General features: G+C 47.1%; 15 protein-coding genes. 10 read left to right on the top strand and 5 right to left on the bottom strand.

Going from position 1 to position 22,687, the window contains the following annotated elements:
• The first annotated feature begins 90 nt into the window (after positions 1-90).
• Both fabF and hisC read left to right on the top strand, forming a co-directional pair.
• The gene (gene fabF, locus A596_RS00145) at positions 91-1,371 is read left to right on the top strand and encodes a beta-ketoacyl-ACP synthase II (RefSeq protein ID WP_039911818.1); all 1,281 of its coding nucleotides are present in this window, start codon (positions 91-93) and stop codon (positions 1,369-1,371) included.
• A 62-nt stretch (positions 1,372-1,433) separates the two neighbouring features.
• Positions 1,434-2,489: a histidinol-phosphate transaminase gene (gene hisC / locus A596_RS00140; protein ID WP_039911817.1), complete on the top strand. Its 1,056-nt coding sequence runs from the start codon at positions 1,434-1,436 to the stop codon at positions 2,487-2,489.
• Between the two features lie 87 nt (positions 2,490-2,576).
• On the opposite strand, the gene A596_RS00135 is transcribed toward hisC, so the two are convergent.
• Entirely contained in the window at positions 2,577-3,293 is a 717-nt protein-coding gene (locus A596_RS00135; protein WP_039911816.1) for an STAS domain-containing protein, read from the bottom strand.
• Between the two features lie 408 nt (positions 3,294-3,701).
• Between A596_RS00135 and A596_RS00130 the strand changes: the two genes are divergently transcribed.
• Positions 3,702-6,020 carry a sensor domain-containing protein gene (locus tag A596_RS00130; protein ID WP_039911815.1) on the top strand — a complete coding sequence of 773 codons (2,319 nt, stop codon included), beginning with the start codon at positions 3,702-3,704 and terminating at the stop codon, positions 6,018-6,020.
• 49 nt (positions 6,021-6,069) lie between these two features.
• On the opposite strand, the gene rimK is transcribed toward A596_RS00130, so the two are convergent.
• Both rimK and A596_RS00120 read right to left on the bottom strand, forming a co-directional pair.
• Positions 6,070-6,975, bottom strand: a complete 906-nt coding sequence (gene rimK / locus A596_RS00125; RefSeq protein ID WP_039911813.1) for a 30S ribosomal protein S6--L-glutamate ligase — start codon at positions 6,973-6,975, stop codon at positions 6,070-6,072.
• A 39-nt stretch (positions 6,976-7,014) separates the two neighbouring features.
• Entirely contained in the window at positions 7,015-7,479 is a 465-nt protein-coding gene (locus A596_RS00120; protein ID WP_039911812.1) for an ATP-dependent zinc protease family protein, read from the bottom strand.
• A gap of 233 nt (positions 7,480-7,712) precedes the next feature.
• Here A596_RS00120 and A596_RS00115 point away from each other — a divergent pair, with 233 nt between their 5' ends.
• Positions 7,713-7,922: a PA3496 family putative envelope integrity protein gene (locus A596_RS00115; RefSeq protein WP_039911811.1), complete on the top strand. Its 210-nt coding sequence runs from the start codon at positions 7,713-7,715 to the stop codon at positions 7,920-7,922.
• A 331-nt stretch (positions 7,923-8,253) separates the two neighbouring features.
• Positions 8,254-9,573 carry a GGDEF domain-containing protein gene (locus A596_RS00110; protein ID WP_039911810.1) on the top strand — a complete coding sequence of 440 codons (1,320 nt, stop codon included), beginning with the start codon at positions 8,254-8,256 and terminating at the stop codon, positions 9,571-9,573.
• A gap of 18 nt (positions 9,574-9,591) precedes the next feature.
• On the opposite strand, the gene A596_RS00105 is transcribed toward A596_RS00110, so the two are convergent.
• Both A596_RS00105 and A596_RS00095 read right to left on the bottom strand, forming a co-directional pair.
• Positions 9,592-10,527, bottom strand: a complete 936-nt coding sequence (locus A596_RS00105) for a VanZ family protein (protein ID WP_039911809.1) — start codon at positions 10,525-10,527, stop codon at positions 9,592-9,594.
• Between the two features lie 325 nt (positions 10,528-10,852).
• Positions 10,853-12,220 carry a deoxyguanosinetriphosphate triphosphohydrolase gene (locus A596_RS00095; protein WP_200882828.1) on the bottom strand — a complete coding sequence of 456 codons (1,368 nt, stop codon included), beginning with the start codon at positions 12,218-12,220 and terminating at the stop codon, positions 10,853-10,855.
• Positions 12,221-12,813: 593 nt separating this feature from the next.
• Here A596_RS00095 and atzF point away from each other — a divergent pair.
• The 5 genes from atzF (at position 12,814) to urtB (ending at position 22,585) form a co-directional block, all read left to right on the top strand.
• A complete protein-coding gene (atzF, locus tag A596_RS00090; RefSeq protein WP_039911805.1) occupies positions 12,814-14,628 on the top strand; it encodes an allophanate hydrolase in 1,815 nt (604 codons plus the stop codon).
• Between the two features lie 94 nt (positions 14,629-14,722).
• Complete coding sequence (gene uca, locus A596_RS00085) at positions 14,723-18,361, top strand: urea carboxylase (RefSeq protein ID WP_039911804.1); 3,639 nt, start codon at positions 14,723-14,725, stop codon at positions 18,359-18,361.
• Positions 18,362-18,456: 95 nt separating this feature from the next.
• Positions 18,457-19,170, top strand: coding sequence for a GntR family transcriptional regulator (locus A596_RS00080; protein WP_039911803.1), 714 nt, complete (start codon positions 18,457-18,459; stop codon positions 19,168-19,170).
• A 325-nt stretch (positions 19,171-19,495) separates the two neighbouring features.
• Entirely contained in the window at positions 19,496-20,794 is a 1,299-nt protein-coding gene (gene urtA, locus A596_RS00075; protein WP_039911802.1) for an urea ABC transporter substrate-binding protein, read from the top strand.
• Between the two features lie 96 nt (positions 20,795-20,890).
• Positions 20,891-22,585 (top strand): urea ABC transporter permease subunit UrtB, encoded by a 1,695-nt coding sequence (gene urtB / locus A596_RS00070; protein WP_200882827.1) that lies wholly within the window; start codon positions 20,891-20,893, stop codon positions 22,583-22,585.
• Positions 22,586-22,687 lie beyond the last annotated feature (102 nt).

The raw sequence follows: 22,687 nt of genomic DNA, 5'->3' as shown, positions 1-22,687 counted from the left end.
CTATGACCAAATAGTGTTTGACAGTATACATGACACCCATCATATAATTTTATACATTATAGCCATCATGTAAAAAAAGTGGAGCATTCGATGAGCACAACTAACCCGACACGCATTGTGATCACAGGCATGGGTATAGCCTCACCCCTGGGCTGTGGTGTACAGCATGTTTGGCAGCAATTACTGGCAGGAAAGTCCGGATTGCGCCGCCTGGATGATGAGATCGTTGGAGAGCTTCAGGTAAAAGTGGGCGGCATAGTTCCTTCACTTGCTGAAGATCCGGTGGGAGGATTAAACCCGGATGAAATAGTTTCCCCCAAGGACCAGCGCAAGATGGATCGTTTTATTCTGTTCGCACTTATTGCTGCCGATGAAGCAATTAAACAAGCGCAATGGGTACCTGAAACCGAGGAACAACGCGAGCGCACCGCTACTATCATTGCATCCGGTGTGGGCGGTTTCCCGGCGATTGCCGAGGCAGTGCGTACAATGGATGCGCGCGGTGCCCGCAAATTATCGCCATTCACTATCCCGTCTTTTTTAGTCAATCTCGCTGCCGGCCACGTTTCCATTAATTACGGATTCAAAGGTCCGTTAGGTGCGCCGGTAACTGCTTGTGCCGCAGGCGTTCAAGCAATTGGTGATGCCGCCCGCTTGATTCGCAGCGGCGAAGCCGATGTTGCGATTTGCGGCGGAGCCGAAGCCACCGTCCATGCGGTCAGCCTCGGAGGGTTTGCTGCTGCGCGTGCGCTCTCAACCGATTTTAGCGATACCCCCACCAAGGCATCGCGTCCGTTTGATCGCGATCGCGATGGTTTTGTGATGGGCGAAGGTGCCGGGATTTTAGTCATCGAATCCCTTGAGCACGCATTAGCGCGCGGCGCCAAACCTATTGCCGAAATTGTCGGTTACGGTACCAGTGCCGATGCCTATCACCTGACTTCCGGTCCGGAAGACGGGGACGGCGCAAAACGCGCCATGGAACAAGCCATCAAACAGGCGGGTATCACTCCTGGTCAAATCCAGCATTTAAACGCGCATGCCACCTCAACACCCGTAGGTGATAAAGGGGAACTGGCAGCAGTTAAACGTGTATTTGGCAGCAATAATAGTATTGCCGTTACATCTACCAAATCGGCGACAGGTCATTTATTGGGAGCGGCCGGTGGAATCGAAACTATTTTTACCGCCCTCGCATTGCGCGACCAAATTATCCCGCCAACACTTAACCTGGAAAATCCGGACGAAGATGCAGCTGGAGTCGATATCGTGCATGGGGAAGCGCGGCCGGCGACTATCGATTATGCGATCTCCAATGGTTTTGGATTTGGTGGTGTGAACGCCAGTATTTTATTAAAACGCTGGGTGTGAGCCGGCTCCTGCAACGCGTATACTGCTCGCTCTTTTTTACAGCTATTCGCTGAGGAGCGATCATGTCGAAGTTCTGGAGTCCGGTGGTGCGCGAACTGGAGCCTTATGTGCCCGGTGAGCAACCGCAAATTGATGGGTTGATTAAATTAAATACCAACGAGAGCCCTTACCCGCCCTCGCCCAAGGTCATTGATTTAATCACCCATGACGCCATCGACCGTTTGCGCCTCTATCCGGACCCCAATTCCAAAAAGTTGAAAAATACTATTGCCAGTTACTACAAGGTAACCAGCGAACAAGTATTTGTTGGAAATGGTTCCGATGAAGTCCTCGCCCTGTTATTCATGGCATTTTTCCAGCAAGGTAAGCCATTGTTATTCCCGGACATCAGTTACAGTTTTTATCCGGTTTACTGCAAGCTTTTTGGAATCGAAGAAAAAACCATTCCACTGCGCGATGATTACACCATTAATTTTGCCGATTACGCGCTTGATAACGGCGGCATTATTTTCCCCAACCCTAATGCCCCCACGGCCATTGGTAAACCATTGGCCGAGATAGAAGCATTACTGCAAAAAAATACCGAATCGGTTGTTGTTGTAGATGAAGCTTATGTGGATTTTGGAGCGTCAACTGCTATTGCATTGGTAGATAAATATCCCAACCTGCTAGTAGTACAAACACTCTCAAAATCACGTTCTCTGGCTGGCATGCGTGTGGGCTTTGCGGTTGGGCACAAAGATTTGATTGATGCACTTGATCGCGTAAAAAATTCATTCAACTCCTATCCGATTGACCGTATTGCGGAAGCGGCAACTATTGTTGCATTTGAAGATGATGTTTATTTCAAAGCCTGCCGCGATAAAATTATCGCCACGCGCGATTGGACAGTTGCAGAATTGGAAAAATCGGGTTTTAACGTTTTGCCATCGCAAGCAAACTTCGTGTTTGCTGAACCTGTCGGAAAAAATGCCGCGGATGTAGCTCAGTATTTGCGCGACCAGAAAATTCTGGTGCGTTATTTTAACAAGCCGCGCATTAACCAATTTTTGCGCATTACCATAGGCACCGATGCGCAGATGCAAGCATTGATTGATGCACTGAAAAAGCACCAATAAAACAACGCGCAATTACAAAAAATTGGCCCGCCATTGCGGGCCAATTTTTTATGCCGGGTATAATTTGGCTACTCACCTGAAACGATTCTATTCACCGGGATTTTTTTTAGGCTGGATTAAAAAATATTTATCCATTCCCGACCATCTCAACAATTGTTCAACTTCTTTATTGCAATTACATAAAGTAATTTGTTCGCGCCCGGAACCTTTTCGTTCTTTAAACAACAACAGCATTCCCAAACCGGTCAAACTGAGCGCGGGCGTTTCAGTCAGGTTAAATTCGAATTCATGGATATTATTGGCCGCTGTGTCGCTCAACAAACGGCTCCACTCTTTACGCAAGTCATGGTCAATACTGCCATAGATATTAACGCGCACTCCCTGGCCATTATTAATAGGAACCCAATCAAGACTGGCAGAATCTGAAAACGTCACTGCATTGGAATAGGCACCGCTGGTTTTAGCAGCAGGCCTTGGCTTGGTTGTACTGCCGGACGACAAGGACTTACCACCAGACGAGCTGCCACCGGACGAGCTGCCACCAAACGATTTGCCACCAGGCTTGATAGGGACATGGGGTTTGGGCATGGAAACAGCGGCATGGGGCTGTGCTGGCCTGGTACTTTTTTTAGGCTGGGACTTATCATTCCAACCGGCGGGTACAACATCTTCCCAACTGCTTTCCGCTACACCATCGCCTACAACATCATCGATCACCCGCCCGCTAGTGCGCTTTGCCCGGGCTTGATCATCATCAGCCCGCACTACTTTGCGCTCACCCACGAATGGAACTTGATGACGCATTGCCCACTCCCGATTAACTTGCGATGTGTTGTTTTTAATTTTAGTTCAGTGTCGTTTAAATGCGAGTGTAACCACGCTACGCAAATTGCCTGTTTTTTCTTCACATTTTATTTTTTATATCCATAATGAAAGCACATTTCTGGCACACTTTTCATCTTTATATTAATAACTTGTATCAACTGGGAATTTTCGAAACACCGGTCCTGGGGCTAACTGCGCGAGATTGCTCAGGTTTTATTCCAGGCGCAGATTTCCACTTTATTTCTCATAAAAAAAAGCTCTAACCGGTTTTTTTGAGGTAAAGTGCGGCTCGAATGAAAAATTTGGGATACAACAGGCCCCGGAAGAGTGGCCGCAGGTTAAGTGTTAATGTACCTCTGGCGAGACGATCACCCAAATTGAGCAATTATGCAAAACAATGAAGCGGCGCAGTCAAAGAATACTGCCATAGAATTAATTAAAAAGTTCCAGCAACTTTTTACCGATTTAAATCATAAGCAAATCGCTGAGCGGTTGGTTAAGCTGGTTATTGCCAAGCAAACCATTAGCCGCGCAGTATTAATTGTCGAACGCGACAGTCATCTCTATGTCGAGGCCATCGCTTCTTCTGGCACCGATGAACCTATCGTCAATGGGGTTGCCACATCATTAAGCCGTTTAAATTATTTGCCTCATCAGTATATCCATCAGGTATTTGACACCGGACAATCCTGTTCATTGGATAAACAAGCCATCAACCAATTGGGGGCTATGTTTATCCAAAAAGGCACTAACGCCTGTTGCCTGCATCCTATCCAGGAAAAAAATAAAACCATCGCTGTGTTTTACATGGAATCCACTTACGAATTGCCATTGCTGCAAAAAACCGTGAGTGAACTCGATACTGTCTGGACCTTCAGCTCACTGCTGGTTCGCCAGGTCATCGATATGTGGCACCACGAGGAACAAGCCGAACGCTTTCGCCTGGCAGAGCAAGCGCTGTGGGCAAGTGAGACATACCTCAACGCCATTTTGCGTTATTCACCCGCATTGATTTCCGTTAAAGACCTGGATGGCAATGTAGTGTTGGCTAGCGAACACTTTAAGCAAATGGCCAATATTGATGAGTCCGGCTTTGTTGGCAAAAATGTTTTTGATGTGTACCCGAAAGATGTTGCCCAATCGATGTGGGAAATTGATGCAGCCACCAAAGCCAAACAACAAACCTATGAAGTTGAACTGGATTTGATGCATAAAGACGGCAGCCAGCACACTTACCTTATGCTGAAATTCCCGCTGCGCAATAAGGAAAGCAACGTATTTGGTGTGTGCACCATCGGTACCGATATCTCCGAACGCAAGCTCGCGGAAAACGCGTTACGCGAACAACAATCACGCCTGAATTACATGGCATTCCACGATTCGCTAACCTCGCTTCCCAACCGCTCGTTATTTTACGATCGCATTTATCACGGCCTTGCGCGCGCGCGCCGCAGCGATTCAAAAGTCGCACTCATGCTGCTGGATATTGATCGTTTCAAAATCATTAATGACAGCCTGGGCCACGATGCCGGGGACATACTCTTGAAAGCAATCGCCATGCGCCTGAATGAAGGTGTGCGCGATATGGATACGGTAGCGCGCCTTGGCGGTGATGAATTCGTAGTGGTATTGGAAGGCATTCACGATACTGAAGACGTTATTTTCGTCGCCAACAAATTGCTCAGCACTCTATCGCGTCCGCTGGAAATCAGCGGCCATACGCTTACAACTACGGTCAGCATCGGCGTGAGTATTTTTCCTGAAGACGGTGCCGATACCGATGAACTGTTGAAAAACGCCGACATCGCTATGTACAAGGCGAAAGAAGCGGGTAAGAACAATTGCCAGTTCTACACCAAAGGTATGAATGCCACGGCGGTGAATTATCTGCTGCTGGAAAACGATTTGCGCCGCGCCGTAGACCAACAGCAATTGACCCTGTATTACCAGCCACAAGTGGATTTGCAAACCGGTGAAATGATGGGCGTAGAAGCGCTGGTGCGCTGGCAACATCCGGAGCGCGGTTTGGTTTCGCCAGCGCATTTCATCCCACTTGCGGAAGAAACCGGATTGATCGTACCGGTCGGGGAATGGGTTTTACGCGAAGCCTGTCGCCAACAAAAAGCCTGGCTGGATGCAGGTAAACGCGTCGGCAAGGTTGCGGTTAACCTGTCGCCGCGGCAATTTCGGCAGAAAAATTTCCCAGGTAAAGTCGAAGCAATCCTGAAAGAAACCGGGCTGGAAGCCAAACACCTGGAACTGGAAATCACTGAGAGCTGTGCGATGGAACATGCTGGCGAGACGATTAACCAACTGAATCAGTTAAATGAGATGGGGATGTTCCTCGCCATTGATGACTTCGGTACCGGTTATTCATCCCTCGCCTACCTGCAGCGCTTCCCGATCCAGAAACTCAAAATCGACCGCAGTTTTATTAACGATATCCATGATGACCATAACGACGCCGCAATCGCCAAATCGATCATCGGCCTGGCCCACAACATGCAAATGCGCGTAGTCGCAGAAGGTGTAGAGACGGAGCAGCAAGCCGAATGGTTGCGTGAGATGGGCTGTGACCAGGCACAGGGGTTCCTCTACTCAAAGCCCATGACCGCCAAGCAACTGGAAAATCATTTCCGTAACGGGCGTTTCTATTTCGACGGGACAGTCATCCAGCTCGATCCCCATATAAAAATGGGAGCCTAAAGGCTCCCGTTTTTAACTCATCGTTCCACACATTCCCTGCATTTTTTAATTAACCTTTGCCACGGCTCTTATTGGCATTGGGACGTGCATTTTCTTCAACAAATTCCACAATTGCATCGGCGATATCTTTGTGGGTCGCCCCTTCAATTCCTTCAAGCCCGGGCGATGAATTAACCTCCATCACCAATGGTCCACGAGCAGAACGCAGTAAATCGACACCTGCCACATGCAACCCCATGGTTTGGGCAGCTTTAATCGCTGTACGTCTCTCCGTAGGCGTCAGCTTGGTTACTTTGGCCGTGCCGCCTCGATGCAAGTTGGAACGGAACTCACCTTCTTGCGCTGTGCGCTCCATGGCCGCAACAACCTTATCGCCAATCACAAAACAACGTACATCGCTGCCATTGGCCTCCTTAATAAATTCCTGCACCAGGAATTCAGCGCGAAGCTCCCGGAAGGCTTCGATCACACTCTCTGCGGCCTTTTGGGTCTCAGCAAGGACAATGCCGCGCCCTTGTGTGCCTTCACATAACTTCAGCACCAACGGCGTACCGCCAACCAGCTTGATCAACTCCTTGGCGTCGTGCACGTTGTAGGCAAAACTTGTTTTGGGTAAACCGATCCCCTTGCGCGATAGCAACTGCAACGCCCGCAATTTATCGCGCGAGCGGCCCAGTGCAATGGACTCGGTCAGGGAATAAACACCCATCATTTCGAATTGCCGAATAACAGCCAATCCATAATGCGTAACCGATGCACCGACCCGTGGAATAACGGCATCGAAGTCTTCCAGCTTCTCACCCATATACCATATAGCAGGGCTGGCAGAAGCGATGTCGATATAACATTTAAGGATATCAAGCACACGCACTTCATGGCCACGTTTGGTGCAGGCCTCCACTAAGCGGCTAGTGGAATAGAGACGGCGATTGCGCGACAAAATAGCGATTTTCATAAAAATCCTGGCGAGTGAACAAGAAGAGTAAACACCAACCTACATGGATGGCATCAGGGGCTGATCCTTATTGCCCCCCAACAAAAAAGATTTACCACTGTCGACCAAAAAACCGCGCCGCAGCGCACTGCGCCCGAGCAACATGCGAAAGCGCATATTTTCCCGATCTGTCAGCGTAATTTCGATGGGCATGGAAACACCGTTAATCGACAACCGGGTTTCAATCACCACCCGCTCCTCGCAATGGCCACCCGAATCGGTCACCGGGCGAATGTCCTTGACGGGCTCCTCGCATTCAATGCAGGTCAGGCTATCTTTCTGCAATGGATGCAGCCCAAACCTCACCCAAGGCTTGCCATCTTTCTCAAAAGGCGTAACGTAATAGGCATGTAAAGCGCTGGTTTTTGCGCCGGTATCGACCTTGGCTTTGATATGGGAAATCCCCAATTCGGGTAAGGCTACCCACTCACGCCAGCCGATAATTTCCGGTTGCTTAATGGCCACAGGTAAGACTCCTGAAAACGAGTGAACGAAGCGGTACTAACCACGGAACAAATGAAGCACCAAAAACGCGCTTTGTACTCCAGTTAGGACCAAAGGTAAAAAGAAAAATCTTATTGCCCATGGAAGATTTTTCTTTGTTTTTTTTATGGGCTATGGTAAATAGCGCGGGTCAAAATCCTCCCTTTGCGGGAACCGACGCCAAACCTTCTCTCTATCAATGTTGGAGTAGTCTTATGTCAGTTGATGTAGAGTCACAAGACGCTGATCTGATGGGTGATGTTAGCATCGAATCTGAAGATGATGAGGCAAGCACCCCGAAGCTCACCGGTAAAGAAGCCAGTCAGCACACGCTGGAAATGCGTCGCAAGATCGAAGATCGCCTGGAGCGCCGCCGCATCAAAGATCAATTAGGTTACGACGATCTTTCCGATCTTGATTTCTAACCCACAACAACAAGCCTGATTAACAGGTATTCGGTCAATACTAAAAAAGCTGGAGCCGCCCTTGATGGCGGCTTATTTTTTGCCTATTCATCAGATGTTTCATATCTTTACCATTTAGCTGCACCAATACTATTGCTGCGCCCTCCATTAGCTTCTATGATCACTCTTACAGCCAGCCTGGATGCTACAAAAATCAACCACTACGAAACATAAAAAGGCATCGAGGCCCCCGTAAGGACTGACTGGCGCCGCGACATTAATAAACAAGAAACAGCGAAAATAATAAGAGTTAACCATCGCGTTAACCAAGCGACCGCTGGAGCGCAGTTGTATGCAGCATTCCCCCCGACACCGTTTGTACTTTGACATTATCCTGGGCTTTTTGGTGATCATTACCATCTTTGCCATTACCGGTCAGGAGCAAATTCTTGAACAACGCTATGTGATAGATAACCATTCCGGTCTTAGCCTCAATGTTTATGATGATAAGGAAACCGGGGGCAACTCCAGTATTTATCTCGATAATCCCGGCACCATGCAGTGGCATTGCATACTGCGTGACAGCTACGATTTTCCATTTTGCGGGTTTGAAGTTTTATTCGACCCAGGCCGCACCCAGGGAATGGATTTTAGCCATTATGAAAAAATACGTATCTGGCTGGATTACACCGGCCCGAGTCAAACCCTGCGCGTTTATTTGCGCAACTTTGATGCGCAATACAGCAAAAAAGAAGTGCGTCAAAGCACTAAATACAATCAGGTAGAATTCAACGTAAACATGCTTAACGGCGTTGCAGAATTTTCCCTGCGCGATTTTTTTGTCGCCAACTGGTGGGTGTTTGACAACAATATTCCACCCCATTTGAGTCGCCCGCAATTCGACAACATCACTATTTTTGAAGTACAAACCGGTTCCGGTCGCCCGCTCGGCGAGCACCATTTCCGTTTGCGCAAAGTAGAATTTATTGGCCAGGCACTCAGCACTGCTGATTGGTATCTTACCATCATGGTGATTTGGCTATTTATTATTTTATGCTTTCTCGCCTACCGTATTATTTCCTTAAAAGATGAAGTTGTTGTGCAGCGCAAACGCGAATCTGAATTAATGGAAATTAATGAATTACTCGATACCCGCAGTAAAGCATTGGAACTCAAAGCGAAGAAAGATCCACTGACCGGAGCATTTAATCGATTGGGCCTGGAAGAAGCATTCAGCCTCGGGCTCTATGAATGGCGCAACCATAAAAAACCGCTATCGTTGGTGATGATGGATATCGATCATTTCAAAAAAATTAACGATACCTACGGCCATGATATTGGCGATTTAATCCTGAGCAAATTATCTGACCTGATACATCAACATATACGCGCACAGGATCTGCTGGCGCGCTGGGGCGGTGAGGAGTTTGTATTGGTATGCCGTGATACGGATATCGACAATGCTTTTGCATTGGCAGAAAAATTGCGCGGACTTATTGCCGTACAGGAATTCCATAAAGCTATTCAAATCACAGCAAGCTTCGGTGTTGCCACACTCAATACCAACGAAAACCTGGAACAATTATTCAAAGCAGCCGACATGGCGCTTTATGAGGCAAAAGCAACAGGGCGCAATCGCGTTGTTATGGCAAAAAGTGACAAGGTGAATTAATGTTTCACCTTATCGCTGCTACTCCAGGTAAATATAATCCCAGAAAAATTTCCTCGAGTGAGCAAGGTTCGATGTAAATAAACCCATTGAACTCACCTCTGCCAGATTCATCTCCCGCGCTTTCGGCGCAGACTGAATTTCGCTTACCGGAATGAGGACTTCATTCCAGCCTTGCTTCAATGTAAGGAGCTTATTAAATCTATCGTTATATAAATTATCACCGCGATCATGTTGCAAATCAGAGATGCGCAACGAAACGATTAGCAATTCCGGATCCGGATTAAAAAAACTCATCTTCAATTGCCGGTAGGAAACCCAGTTCCTTGCTGGAATAGTCAAACGAAGCCCCGAATAACGCCCCGGATTTAATGTCACCGCCAGCGAAAATTTCCCATTAACGGCATAATTTTCCGATTGGGCGATCTGTACCTGTGTTGAATTAAAATGCACTTGTTGCATATCGGCACTGGAATCAAAATTATTAACAACCGGCATTTGTTGATGCATTAGCCCATAACTATAAGCAGCGACCAATACTTTTATTACCGCCGGCGATAGCGCAACCAGTGCAATGAATCTTCCCGACCAAACCCAGGGCGAAGGTTTCAGAAACCAAAATAATCCGACCCACACCCCCGTTAAATTATAAAAAACATCCTGCCAGCTTTTATGTCGCCCAATCGCGCCCTGGATCAATTCAATCGCAATTCCAACGACTAATACCAACCCGGTTAACAATAACCATCGATGCCACTGCGCGAGTGAAATAAATTGATGAATTAATAATGTCAGTGTAGTGAAAAATACAATATGACCAAAATTCCATAGCTCACGGGCAATATCCGGTGAAACCCAATCTGGTCCACCGACAAAAAACAATGGCGATGCTAATAACACGGCTAAACACAACAAAACCCTGAACAATCCAGGCAACACATTTTCCCTTTCGCTCACGATATATCCTGGCAAGATAATCCTCCACCAAATACAAACCAATTAACAAACAATAATAAAAAATACACCTGCTGATCCCAACCTGAACATTCCCAGTATCGGCATAGTGTGTATTACTACAGCCTGCACTGACTTTAAGTCCACCACCGGCTTGCTGATTACCGGCACCAGATGCGGAACCGTCGGCGTTGACAAAACCGGCACAGAACCCGGCAAAAGGATTGGCATAGCAGCCACCAAAGTGTTTTTGTATTTCCGGTCAAAAAATAATAAAAATAAAAAAATCCCGGTTTTTTTACCGGGATTTTTACTTGTACAAACATTATTAATACTGTGAATGCCCCATACCGTTAAATTGCTTGGCCAGATTGGTAGCATAGTTATCGGTCATACCGCTGATGTAATCAATAACTGCCATTAGCGCCATATATTTATAATTTTTTTCACGCGAACTTACATTTGGATGGAAATTATTTTCACCAATTAACGCCATGACCCGGTTATCTTTATAGGTCATCTGTGAGTGATCGCCCAAAGAAGCATAAACTGCTGAGCAAATAGTGCTGAGCAAGGTTCCAATCACTGCGTAAGCACCAATCTCCAATTCAACCCGACGTGAATGATTAAAGATTTTTTGTTTGGCCAAATCTTTTGCCGCTTGCACTGCATCACGCACACGCGGATCACACAGGGAAATCAAATCGCCCTCCACCTGACCGTGCAAAAATGCATCCTGGTGTTTAATAAACGCAGCAGTACCGGAATTAATAAATGCATCAATGACTTTACCGCGCACCAAAGCAGGTTTACGTCCGTCATTAACTTTTTTCAGCAAGCGCTCAAGGTCAGCGAGCTGCGCCGAATCTGCAATCACTGGATGCAACAACTCATAAATTTCATTCCAGTTCAGAATCCCCATTTCCAAACCATCTTCCAGATCAATAATGCCGTAACAAAAGTCGTCCGCCGCTTCCATTAAATACACCAATGGATGTCGACAATACCAGTCGCTACCGCGCTCAATCAATCCGGTCTTTTGCGCGATCTCATGAAAATAATTTAATTCCGATTGGAAAATTCCGTATTTGGCGTTTTTCGGGCGCTGCCCTAATACGGTTGGCGATGAAGTCCAGGGGTATTTAATGGATGAGGCGAGCGTTGCATAGGTTAAGCGCATACCATCGTGATACTGGTGATATTCAGACGTAGTTAATACGCGCAATCCCTGGGCATTACCTTCAAACACACGGATATCATCTTGTTCAGATGGCGATAAGTCCTGTAAAAATTCCGCCCCCTCTTTTTGAAACCAGTTACGGATTGCATCTTCACCGGTATGTCCAAATGGGGGATTACCAATGTCATGTGCAAGGCAAGTTGCTTGCACAATATCACCAATATCGGTTGGTAAAATAAGTGATGGTAAATCACCTTTATCTTTTAACGCCTGGCCAACGCGAATCCCCAGGGTGCGGCCAACACAGGCCACTTCAAGGCTGTGTGTCATGCGGTTGTGAATATGATCGTTAGTCGCGAGCGGATGCACTTGCGTTTTGCGTGCAAGGCGACGGAACGCACCGGAAAAAATAATCTTGTCGTGATCCGAGTGGAAGGGCGAACGCCCCTCCTCATGTTTTGCCGTGCGCTTTCCCAAACGGTCTGCGCACAACAATTGGTTCCAGTTCATACCCATAAATTAATTCCCTAACAATTTTAAGATATCCAGTTTTTCTGGATTTCCTGTTATCTATTAATGAACAAATCCATTCCTTACCATCTTTATGCTTATCAAAGAGATTTAGCTCATCGACGGCACCGGATACGATAAGATTTTCAGCATTTCGTTCTTATCCTCCACCACTCCCATGCTTTTTCCAATGAATGGGATATCGAGTTCAGATGGCGGCCGCTGAATCATTTCAATTCATCTCAAACACTGAAGATATCGAGATGAAATATAGCTTGCGCCATCCTATATCTCACTATTTCCAATTTTTGAGTTGTCCTGACATTATCCTATTAAGAATACCCGCACCAATTTAGCTCCCAAATAAAATTTGGGCGCACAAAATCAGCGCATAAAAATACGTCATCCCCGCTGCAAAAATCCGCTATCACACACTTCACCTACGTCATTTAACCCATTGAATATAAAGCATTTTATGCTTGTTCACCCGAACTCGCACTAATCCATTTTTCACTTGGCACAGTTTCTGCTGAATACAAACTTGTATCCAAGATTGTATTTAAGCCGAATCTCATATTAAGAGGCAAGTGAGAACCACGATGACTCAGTCCACAACACAAACAACAACTGGCTGGACCATTACTGAATGGCTGGAGGCGTACCGCACCCAGGGGCTGGATGCGCGCGAAGCGCTACATAATTTACGCAATCAATTAAACAGCAATGATGCAGCCTGGATTTATATTGTCTCTGCCGCAGAATTGGATGCACAGTTAGACTCACTCACACGCCATGCCAATAGCGGCGATATAAAAAACCTTGCGCTTTATGCAGTGCCTTTCGCCGTTAAAGACAATATTGATGTTGCTGGCATTCCTACTACCGCTGCCTGCCCGGCGTTTACTTATATTCCGGAAAATGATGCAACCAGTGTTGCGCGCTTGAAAGCAGCCGGCGCTATCGTGCTGGGAAAAACCAACCTTGATCAATTTGCCACTGGCCTTGTTGGTACCCGCTCACCTTACGGCGCAGTACCAAACTCATTTAAACCGGAATATGTTTCCGGCGGTTCCAGCTCCGGTTCTGCAACAACTGTCGCCAATGGTGTGGTGCCATTTAGTTTGGGCACCGACACTGCCGGCTCAGGTCGCATACCCGCTGGCTTTAACAATATTGTCGGATTAAAACCCACCAAAGGTCGCTTCAGCACCAAAGGCGTTGTGCCCGCCTGTCGCAGCCTGGATTGTGTGTCGATTTTTTCATTAACAGTTGATGATGCCGAACTGGTTGCATCAGTGCTTGAAGGTTTTGATGCGGCAGATGGTTACTCGCGCAACATTCCAGCTGCTGCTACGTATTTTTCTGTATCGCCACGCTTCGCAATTCCTGCATCACCCGATTGGTTTGGTGATGATAAAGCACACGCAGCCTGGCAAGTAACGCTGGAAAAAATACGCGCGTTGAACGTGGAATTAATTGAAATAGATTTCACCCCAATGTTTGCTCTGGCGCAATTGCTTTATGGCGGCCCCTGGGTTGCCGAACGTCACGCTGCGATTGGCGAATTCATGAAAAATCATGCGCAGGATATGAATGAAGTTGTTCGTTCTATCGTAGAAAAAGCAATTAATTTTTCCGCGACGGATAGCTTTATTGCCGAATACAAACGCGCTGATTTAACCCGGGTTATCCAAACATTGATGAGTGGCTTTGACGCGTTACTGGTACCTACATCTCCACGTCATCCAACGATTGCGGAAGTGATTGCAGATCCAATCATAGTCAATAGCCAGCTCGGCACTTACACCAATTTTGTAAACCTCGCCGATTGTTCTGCACTCGCCTTGCCTGCTGTTTTACGTACCGATGGTTTGCCGTTTGGAATCACCTTGATTGCACCAGCATGGCAAGACGCAGCCCTCGCCGCCTTCGGAAAAAAATGGCATGCCGCTACCCAATTACCATTGGGTGCGCTTGATAAAAAACAACCTGAATTTATCGCGTCGACTGAATCACCTAAAGGTTATGTGCGCCTCGCGGTTGTCGGTGCGCATCTGACTGGAATGCCACTCAATGTGCAATTACAGGAACGCAAAGCGCTATTTGTAGAAAGCACCTTCACTGCAAAAAATTATCGGTTATTTGCGCTGCCCAACACCACCCCACCCAAGCCTGGTTTGATTCGCACTGAAGGCGAAGGTGCAGAAATTATTGTGGAATTGTGGGATGTACCGGTGCAGCACTTCGGCAGCTTTGTCGCACTGATTCCCGCCCCATTAGGCATAGGCACACTCACGTTAAAAGATGGTCGCGAAGTCAAAGGGTTTATTTGCGAAGGCGCCGCCGTGAATGGTGCGAAAGACATTACGCATTTAGGCGGATGGCGGGCTTATATCAAATCACTACAAAAATAACGTGTAGGTTGGGCGGCAATGCCCAACAAAGAATTACAAGAAACGTTGGGCATGGCTGCCCAACCTACACAAAAATTACAGCCGGAGAAGAACCATGTTAAAGACCGTACTGATCGCCAACCGCGGGGAAATCGCGGTCCGCATTGCCAAAACCCTGAAAAAAATGGGCATTGAATCTGTTGCTGTTTATTCGGATGCAGATCGTAATTCCGCGCATGTTACTGCGTGTGATAAAGCAATATGCCTCGGCGGTAATACGGCCGCAGAAAGTTATTTGAAAGCCGATTTGATTCTCGCCGCCGCGAAAGAAAGTGGCGCGCAGGCAATTATCCCCGGTTATGGATTCCTGTCAGAAAACGCAAAATTTTGTGAACAATGTGAAGCAGAAGGAATCGCCTTTTGCGGACCGACGCCCGCGCAAATTCGCCAGTTCGGATTAAAACACACCTCGCGTGAACTCGCCGAACAAGCAGGTGTTCCACTCACACCCGGCACCGGTTTATTGGATTCTGTTGAAGAAGCAACGGCGGCAGCCACAACACTGGGTTACCCGGTCATGTTAAAAAGCACTGCCGGTGGTGGTGGTATCGGATTAACACGCTGCAACAGTGAAGCAGAATTAATTAATGCCTATGAAAGTGTAAAGCGTTTGGGGCAAAACTTTTTCAGCGATTCCGGTGTATTCCTCGAACGTTTTGTTGATAACGCCCGTCACGTTGAAGTTCAAATATTTGGTGATGGTAACGGTAATGTGCTCGCATTGGGTGAGCGCGATTGTTCGCTGCAACGTCGCAACCAGAAAGTCGTTGAAGAAACACCGGCACCGAATTTACCTGTTGCAACGCGCGAAAAATTACTCGCCGCGTCGGTAAGCCTCGGCAAAATGGTTAACTACCGCTCTGCTGGCACCATTGAATATATTTACGATCCGGCGCGCGACGAATTTTATTTCCTCGAAGTCAATACCCGCTTGCAAGTAGAGCATCCGATTACTGAAGCATGCACCGGTGTGGATCTGGTTGAGTGGATGATTCTCACCGCCGCAGGCACTCCACCAAAACTGGATATTGAAATTAATCCGAAGGGCGCTGCAATTGAAGTGCGCTTGTATGCGGAAGATCCGGTCCGCGACTTCCAGCCATCTCCCGGTGTTTTGACCGATGTCGTATTTTCTGATTCGGCGCGTATCGATACCTGGGTTTCAACCGGCACGGAAGTATCACCTTATTACGATCCAATGATCGCCAAAATTATTGTGTATGGAAAAGATCGCGCTGATGCCATCGCAAAAATGAGCGCAGCATTAAATGAAACCCGTGCAGCGGGCATCGCCACCAATCTGGATTATTTACGCCAGATTATTGCCTCTGATTTTTTTGCCGCTGGTGATGTAGCAACGAATAAATTGGCAAGCTTTAATTATTTGCCACCGGTTGTAGAAGTGTTACAACCAGGTACCTATACCAGTGTGCAAGATTATCCTGGCCGTGTTGGTTTATGGAGTATTGGTGTTCCGCCCTCGGGTCCGATGGACGATTACGCATTCCGTTTAGCCAACAGAATTGTTGGCAATGATGAAAGCGCTGCTGCACTCGAATACACCATCATTGGTCCAAAGTTAAAATTCCACAGCGATGCAATTATTGCGCTTACCGGTGCGAATTCACCGGCAAAAATCGATGGGAAAATAATTCCTTTCTGGCAACCGGTAGCCATTAAAGCCGGACAAATTCTCGATATCGGCAAAGCCGAACAAGGTTGTCGCGGTTACCTTGCGATGCGCAATGGTTTTGATGTGCCGGTTTACCTGGGCAGCCGCTCTACCTTTGCGCTCGGCCAATTTGGTGGCCATGCCGGCCGCACTTTGCGCGCAACTGATATGTTATCAATCAGTAATCCTGCTATCGCAGCATGCACGACTCCAGCACCTGCTTATGAAGCCTCCGCTGCACCCGCTGAATTAATTCCCGATTGTTTCTCTAAAACAGAAGGGCCAAACGAATGGGAAATTGGTGTGCTTTATGGCCCGCATGGCGCACCGGATTTTTTCACATCCGAAGCGATTGAAATGTTTTTCTCCACCGCTTGGGAAGTACATTACAACTCCAACCGTTTAGGTATTCGTTTAAATGGACCAAAACCCACCTGGACTCGTAGCGACGGTGGCGAAGCCGGTTTGCATCCTTCCAATATTCACGATACCGAATACGCAATTGGCTCCATCAATTTCACTGGCGATATGCCGGTAATCCTCACCAAAGATGGCCCGAGTCTCGGCGGTTTTGTGTGCCCGGTGACGATTGTAAAAGCAGAGTTGTGGAAAGTTGGCCAGGTAAAACCCGGCGATAAAATTCGTTTCAAGCGTTTAAGTTTTGATACTGCCCTGGCGATGGAATTATCCATTGATCGCGCGATTGAAAACCTGAGCGTACAACCCGCTGTTTTACCAATCCCGATTATTAAATCGGAAAATACTGTATCCGAATGTATTGTTGCTGCTCTGCCGCCATCAGGCAGTCGCCCATTAGTCAGTTATCGTCAGGCAGGTGACAAATATATTCTGCTCGAATACGGCGACAATATTCTCGAATTAAGTTTGCGCTTGCGCGTGCACGCCTTGATGGAAGCATTAAAAGCAGCACCGATTGAAGGCGTAATTGAATTGTCACCGGGTGTGCGCTCACTACAAATTAATTATGACAGCCGCGTAATCCATCAACGTGAATTGATTAATCGTTTATTGGTGATTGAAGAAACGCTGGGCGATGCACGCGATATTAAAGTACCGAGCCGCATTGTGCATTTACCAATGGCCTTTGAAGATTCTGCAACACTCGATGCAGTTTCCCGCTATCGCCAATCCGTGCGCGACACAGCACCCTGGCTGCCGAGCAACACCGAATTTATGCGTCGTATTAACGGACTGGATTCGATTGATCAGGTTAAACAAATCCTGTTTGAAACCAGCTACATGGTCTTGGGTTTGGGCGATGTTTATCTCGGTGCACCTTGCGCCGTTCCGGTTGATCCGCGCCACCGTTTATTGACTTCAAAATACAACCCTGCGCGCACTTACACTGCCGAAGGCACTGTGGGAATCGGCGGTGTGTATATGTGTATTTACGGCATGGATTCACCTGGCGGTTATCAACTGGTTGGTCGCACCCTGCCCATCTGGAATAAATTTTTAAAAAATCCTGTGTTCAAAAATGGCGAACCCTGGTTACTGAAATTCTTTGACCGTGTGCGCTATTACGAAGTCAGCGAAGAAGAACTCACCGCACAACGCGAGGCATTCCGCGAAGGCCGTTTAAGCCTGCGTATTGAAGAAGATTATTTCAGCCTCGCGGAACACGAAAAATTCCTGCAAGAAAATGCAGCGAGCATTGCAGAATTCAAAACAAAACAACAAGCCGCGTTCACCAAAGAGGTTGCACTCTGGCAAGCCGATGAAGAACAACAGGTTGATGCCGCACTGCAAGTAAAAATCAGCAGCGGCCCGATTGAAGTGGATGGCCACGCCGTGACGGCGGATATCAGCGGCAATATCTGGAAATTATTGGTAGAACCAGGCCAATGGGTTGAACCTGATCAACCGCTATTAATTGTAGAAGCTATGAAAATGGAATTTTCGGTGTATGCAGATCGCAATGCAAAAGTGAGTGCGATTCATGTTAAGCCGGGCAAGCAAGTGAATGCGGGGGATTTGTTGTTGGTACTTGAGACGGATTGATTAAACCACCACGGACGTAGGTTGGGCAGCAATGCCCAACATTCTATTTTCAAAACAAAAATGTTGGGCATTGTTGCCCAACCTACGGTAAACCAATGAAATTAATTAAACCCGAAAAAAACAAAAAGAAAACCGAAGAGCCACGTACCAATTTAACCGAGCGGATCTACCAGATTATTAAGGACGATATTTTTTCATTCCGTTTATTGCCCGGTGATCGTTTCAGCGAAAACGAAATTGCCGAACGCGTTGCCGCCAGCCGCACACCTGTTCGTGAAGCATTGGCGCGCTTGCAACGTGAAGGTTTTGTCGAGGTTTCGTTTCGCAGCGGCTGGCAAGTAAAACCCTTCGACTTTAAACAATTTGAACAGCTCTACGATGTGCGCATCATCCTGGAGTTGGCCGCGGTAAAAAAATTATGTGAAATGGAACCGAGCCCCAACCTCGACGATTTAAAACGTATCTGGTTAGTAAAGCCGGAGGATCGTTTGGAAGATGGCCCCAGTGTATGCGCGCTGGATGAACGCTTCCACGAGCAATTGATTGAAGCCACCGGCAATATGGAAATGGCGCGCATCCATCACGACATTACCGAACGTTTGCGAATTATTCGCCGTATTGATTTTACCCAGCGTAATCGTATTGAAGCCACTTACGATGAACACGCAAAAATTTTGCGCACAATTATGGAGCGGCGCGCCGAAGACGTTAAAAGTTATTTAAAAACCCATATTGAAGCCAGCAAAGCGGAAGTGCGAAAAATTACGTTGCATATGCTCTACGAAGCACAGCAGCAACATCCAGAATGATTTAAATGTGCCACAAAGCGTGCTGTACCTGTAGGGATTGCCAGACACGCCGTGAATACATCCCTGTAGGCTTATCGTCGACATCCATGTCTCCGATAGTCTGGCAATCCCTACAGGTACAGCACTTGATATGAGCAAAACAGCAAGACTTTTAAAATAAAGAGTGACAACACAATTGATGAATGAAACACATCAACGTGATTAGGGAAGAAACACAGTCACCCACGATTCGCGTTACGGCGTTACCGGAAAAGTGAGCACTCAACCAATGAGCATCACTACACAAAAACCACTGAGTCATTAAAACCATCTAGGAGCTAGACCCATGAAGCTGAAGAAGATAGCAAAACATGTCGGGGCACTCGGTATCGCCTGCGGCTTAACCATCGCCTCGTTCAGCGCTGCTGCCGCTGACACGATTAAAGTCGGTGTACTTCACTCACTCTCCGGCACTATGGCAATTTCCGAGACCACTCTGAAAGACACCATGCTGATGTTAATTGAAGAGCAAAATAAAAAAGGCGGTTTGCTCGGCAAGAAACTGGAAGCCGTTGTTGTTGACCCGGCTTCCAACTGGCCACTGTTCGCGGAAAAAACCCGTGAGTTGTTAACCAAAGATAAAGTCGCAGCAATTTTTGGTTGCTGGACCTCGGTATCACGCAAATCGGTGTTGCCGGTTATTGAAGAGCTGAACGGTATTCTGTTTTATCCGGTGCAATACGAAGGTGAAGAATCGTCGCGCAACGTGTTCTACACCGGTGCAGCACCAAACCAGCAAGCAATCCCTGCGGTTGACTACCTGATGAATGAAGTAAAAGTAAAACGCTGGGTGCTCGCCGGTACTGACTACGTTTATCCACGTACCACCAATAAAATTCTTGAAGCCTATTTAAAAGCGAAAGGCGTCAAGCAAGAAGACATCATGATCAACTACACCCCATTCGGTCACTCCGATTGGCAAAATATTGTTTCTGATATCAAACGCTTTGGTTCTGCTGGCAAAAAAACCGCGGTCGTCTCTACCATCAACGGCGATGCCAACGTTCCGTTCTACCGTGAACTCGGCAACCAGAAAGTAACGGCAGAAGATATTCCGGTTGTTGCGTTTTCTGTTGGTGAAGAAGAACTTTCCGGTATCGATACCAAACCACTGGTTGGCCATCTCGCTGCATGGAACTACTTCATGAGCGAAGACAATCCGGCTAATGCCGCTTTCATTAAACAATGGAAAGCCTTTATCAAAAATCCAAAGCGCGTAACCAACGATCCAATGGAAGCTCACTACATTGGTTTCAATATGTGGGTTAAAGCCGTTCAAAAAGCAGGTACGACTGACACCGATAAAGTAGTTGATGCAATCATTGGTATTGAAGCTCCAAACCTGACCGGTGGTGTAAGCAAAATGCTGCCTAACCATCACATCACCAAACCTGTATTGATTGGTGAAATCCAGGAAGATGGCCAATTCCTCACCGTATCAAAAACTGATGGCCTGGTTCCAGGCGATGCATGGTCTGATTACTTGGAAGGTTCAAAAGACCTGGAGTCTGACTGGATCAAATTAAAGTGCGGTAACTACAACACCAAAACCAAAAAATGTTTAGGTGCAGCGGCTGCGCAGTAAATTCCACGCGATACATTTCTTCCCGGCCGTAAGGTCCGGGAAGAAATATAACAAAAAATATTTTGACTGCTTTTACTTAGTTAACGAGACAAGATTATGCGAAATTCTGTAAAACCGTCAGGGCGCTGGCTATTGCATATGATAGTGTTTTTATCATGTTGCTTTTCTGCTACGGTTTTTTCGCAAGAAACCGAGACCTCACCAGAAGCAGGTACCACATCAGTTGGGGCCACCGCTGCAAATGCCGATAACGAAGCAACCTCCCAACCAGAATTTGATGTTTTGGTTAAAGAGCTCACTCAAGGAAGCTTGCCCGCTCGAGCACAAACGGCAAAAAAATTAGCCGCATTCGAGGATGAACGTGTAGCCAATGTCATTAATGCATTACAACAAGGCACACTTTACGCTACCAAAGATGAAAATCCGTTGGTTGCCATTGTTGATGAAGCCGGCATTTATACCGATGCAATTAACGGTGAAAAAATTACCGGCGGTACAGAAGAATTCAAACGCGTTCCTATTAATAACAGCATGCGCAGCCAATTGCGTACGTTATTGGCACAACTGAATTTAACCCACAAAGATGCCAGCATCCGTTTGGATGCGGTCAATCGCATGATTGCCGACGGGGTAGATGAAGATTCCATTTCCTTGTTAAAAAACTTGCAAAAAGCCGAATCTGATAACGGTGTACGCTCAGCGATTGAAAGCGCTGTAGCTCTGTTTAATTTACACAGTGACGATCAACAATTACGCCTTGGTGCAATACAGGTTTTAAAAGACAGCTTGCAACAGGAAGTGCGCACCGCACTATCGAATGTAGCTGCTAACGATGCCGATGAAAAAGTAAAGCACCAGGCACAACTCGCCATCAAAGCCATTGACAGCAGCATCGCCAAATACCGTTTTGCTGAAAATATTTTCTTCGGTTTGAGTTTGGGCTCAGTGCTATTGCTTTCAGCAATTGGCCTTTCTATTACCTTTGGTGTGATGGGCGTTATTAACATGGCCCATGGCGAACTGATGATGATCGGCGCTTACGTCACCTGGGTTGTGCAGCAAATTTTTCCCAATCAAATTGCCTATAGCCTGGCGATTGCAATTCCCGCTGCGTTTATTGTTGCCGGTCTGGTGGGTATCGCGATTGAGCGCGGGGTAATCCGGTTTTTATACGGTCGCCCGCTGGAAACATTGCTCGCCACGTTTGGTATCAGTTTAATTTTGCAACAAGCGGCACGCAGTATTTTCTCACCGTTAAACCGCGCAGTGGAATTACCCGTATGGATGAGCGGCTCACTGCAAATTAATCCGGTGCTCTCAATTACCTACAACCGCTTATATATTCTGATTTTTGGTCTGCTGGTGTTTTTTGCGTTGTTGGTAATTTTGAAAAAAACCACGCTCGGTTTAAAAGTTCGCGCGGTATCGCAAAACCGCGCCATGGCTCGCGCCGTTGGTGTGCGTGCAACCTGGGTGGATGCAATGACCTTTGGTTTGGGTTCCGGTATTGCCGGTATTGCCGGTGTTGCTCTTTCACAATTGACAAATGTTGGACCCAACCTTGGTCAAGCCTACATTATCGATTCATTTATGGTGGTGGTATTCGGTGGCGTCGGTAATTTGTGGGGCACGTTGGTTGGTGCCATGGGACTGGGAATTATCAATAAATTTTTAGAACCTTACGCCGGCGCAGTGCTCGCGAAAGTATTGGTATTGGTGCTGCTGATTTTGTTTATCCAGAAACGGCCGAAAGGAATATTTCCGCAAAAAGGCAGAGCCGCTGCGGATTAATTGCTCACGTAGGTTGGGCAGCCATGCCCAACACCAATGCTGAAAATTGACGACGAATGTTGGGCATGGCTGCCTACGCGGCCCGACCCAACCTACGCAACA

It is taken from the genome of Cellvibrio mixtus subsp. mixtus J3-8, from assembly GCF_000766945.1.
Taxonomy (GTDB): Bacteria; Pseudomonadota; Gammaproteobacteria; order Pseudomonadales; family Cellvibrionaceae; genus Cellvibrio; species Cellvibrio mixtus_A.
The sequence above is the reverse complement of the archived record's forward strand: the minus strand, read 5'-3'. Positions and strand labels throughout refer to the sequence as shown.

Excerpts from the sequence above, each read along its gene's own strand:
- urtA (WP_039911802.1), top strand. The coding sequence starts at position 19,496 with ATGAAGCTGAAGAAGATAGCAAAACATGTCGGGGCACTCGGTATCGCC.
- A596_RS00130 (WP_039911815.1), top strand. The coding sequence starts at position 3,702 with ATGCAAAACAATGAAGCGGCGCAGTCAAAGAATACTGCCATAGAATTA.
- A596_RS00115 (WP_039911811.1), top strand. The coding sequence starts at position 7,713 with ATGTCAGTTGATGTAGAGTCACAAGACGCTGATCTGATGGGTGATGTT.
- hisC (WP_039911817.1), top strand. The coding sequence starts at position 1,434 with ATGTCGAAGTTCTGGAGTCCGGTGGTGCGCGAACTGGAGCCTTATGTG.
- A596_RS00080 (WP_039911803.1), top strand. The coding sequence starts at position 18,457 with ATGAAATTAATTAAACCCGAAAAAAACAAAAAGAAAACCGAAGAGCCA.
- rimK (WP_039911813.1), bottom strand. The coding sequence starts at position 6,975 with ATGAAAATCGCTATTTTGTCGCGCAATCGCCGTCTCTATTCCACTAGC.
- urtB (WP_200882827.1), top strand. The coding sequence starts at position 20,891 with ATGCGAAATTCTGTAAAACCGTCAGGGCGCTGGCTATTGCATATGATA.
- A596_RS00135 (WP_039911816.1), bottom strand. The coding sequence starts at position 3,293 with ATGCGTCATCAAGTTCCATTCGTGGGTGAGCGCAAAGTAGTGCGGGCT.
- A596_RS00110 (WP_039911810.1), top strand. The coding sequence starts at position 8,254 with ATGCAGCATTCCCCCCGACACCGTTTGTACTTTGACATTATCCTGGGC.
- A596_RS00095 (WP_200882828.1), bottom strand. The coding sequence starts at position 12,220 with ATGGGTATGAACTGGAACCAATTGTTGTGCGCAGACCGTTTGGGAAAG.
- uca (WP_039911804.1), top strand. The coding sequence starts at position 14,723 with ATGTTAAAGACCGTACTGATCGCCAACCGCGGGGAAATCGCGGTCCGC.
- atzF (WP_039911805.1), top strand. The coding sequence starts at position 12,814 with ATGACTCAGTCCACAACACAAACAACAACTGGCTGGACCATTACTGAA.
- fabF (WP_039911818.1), top strand. The coding sequence starts at position 91 with ATGAGCACAACTAACCCGACACGCATTGTGATCACAGGCATGGGTATA.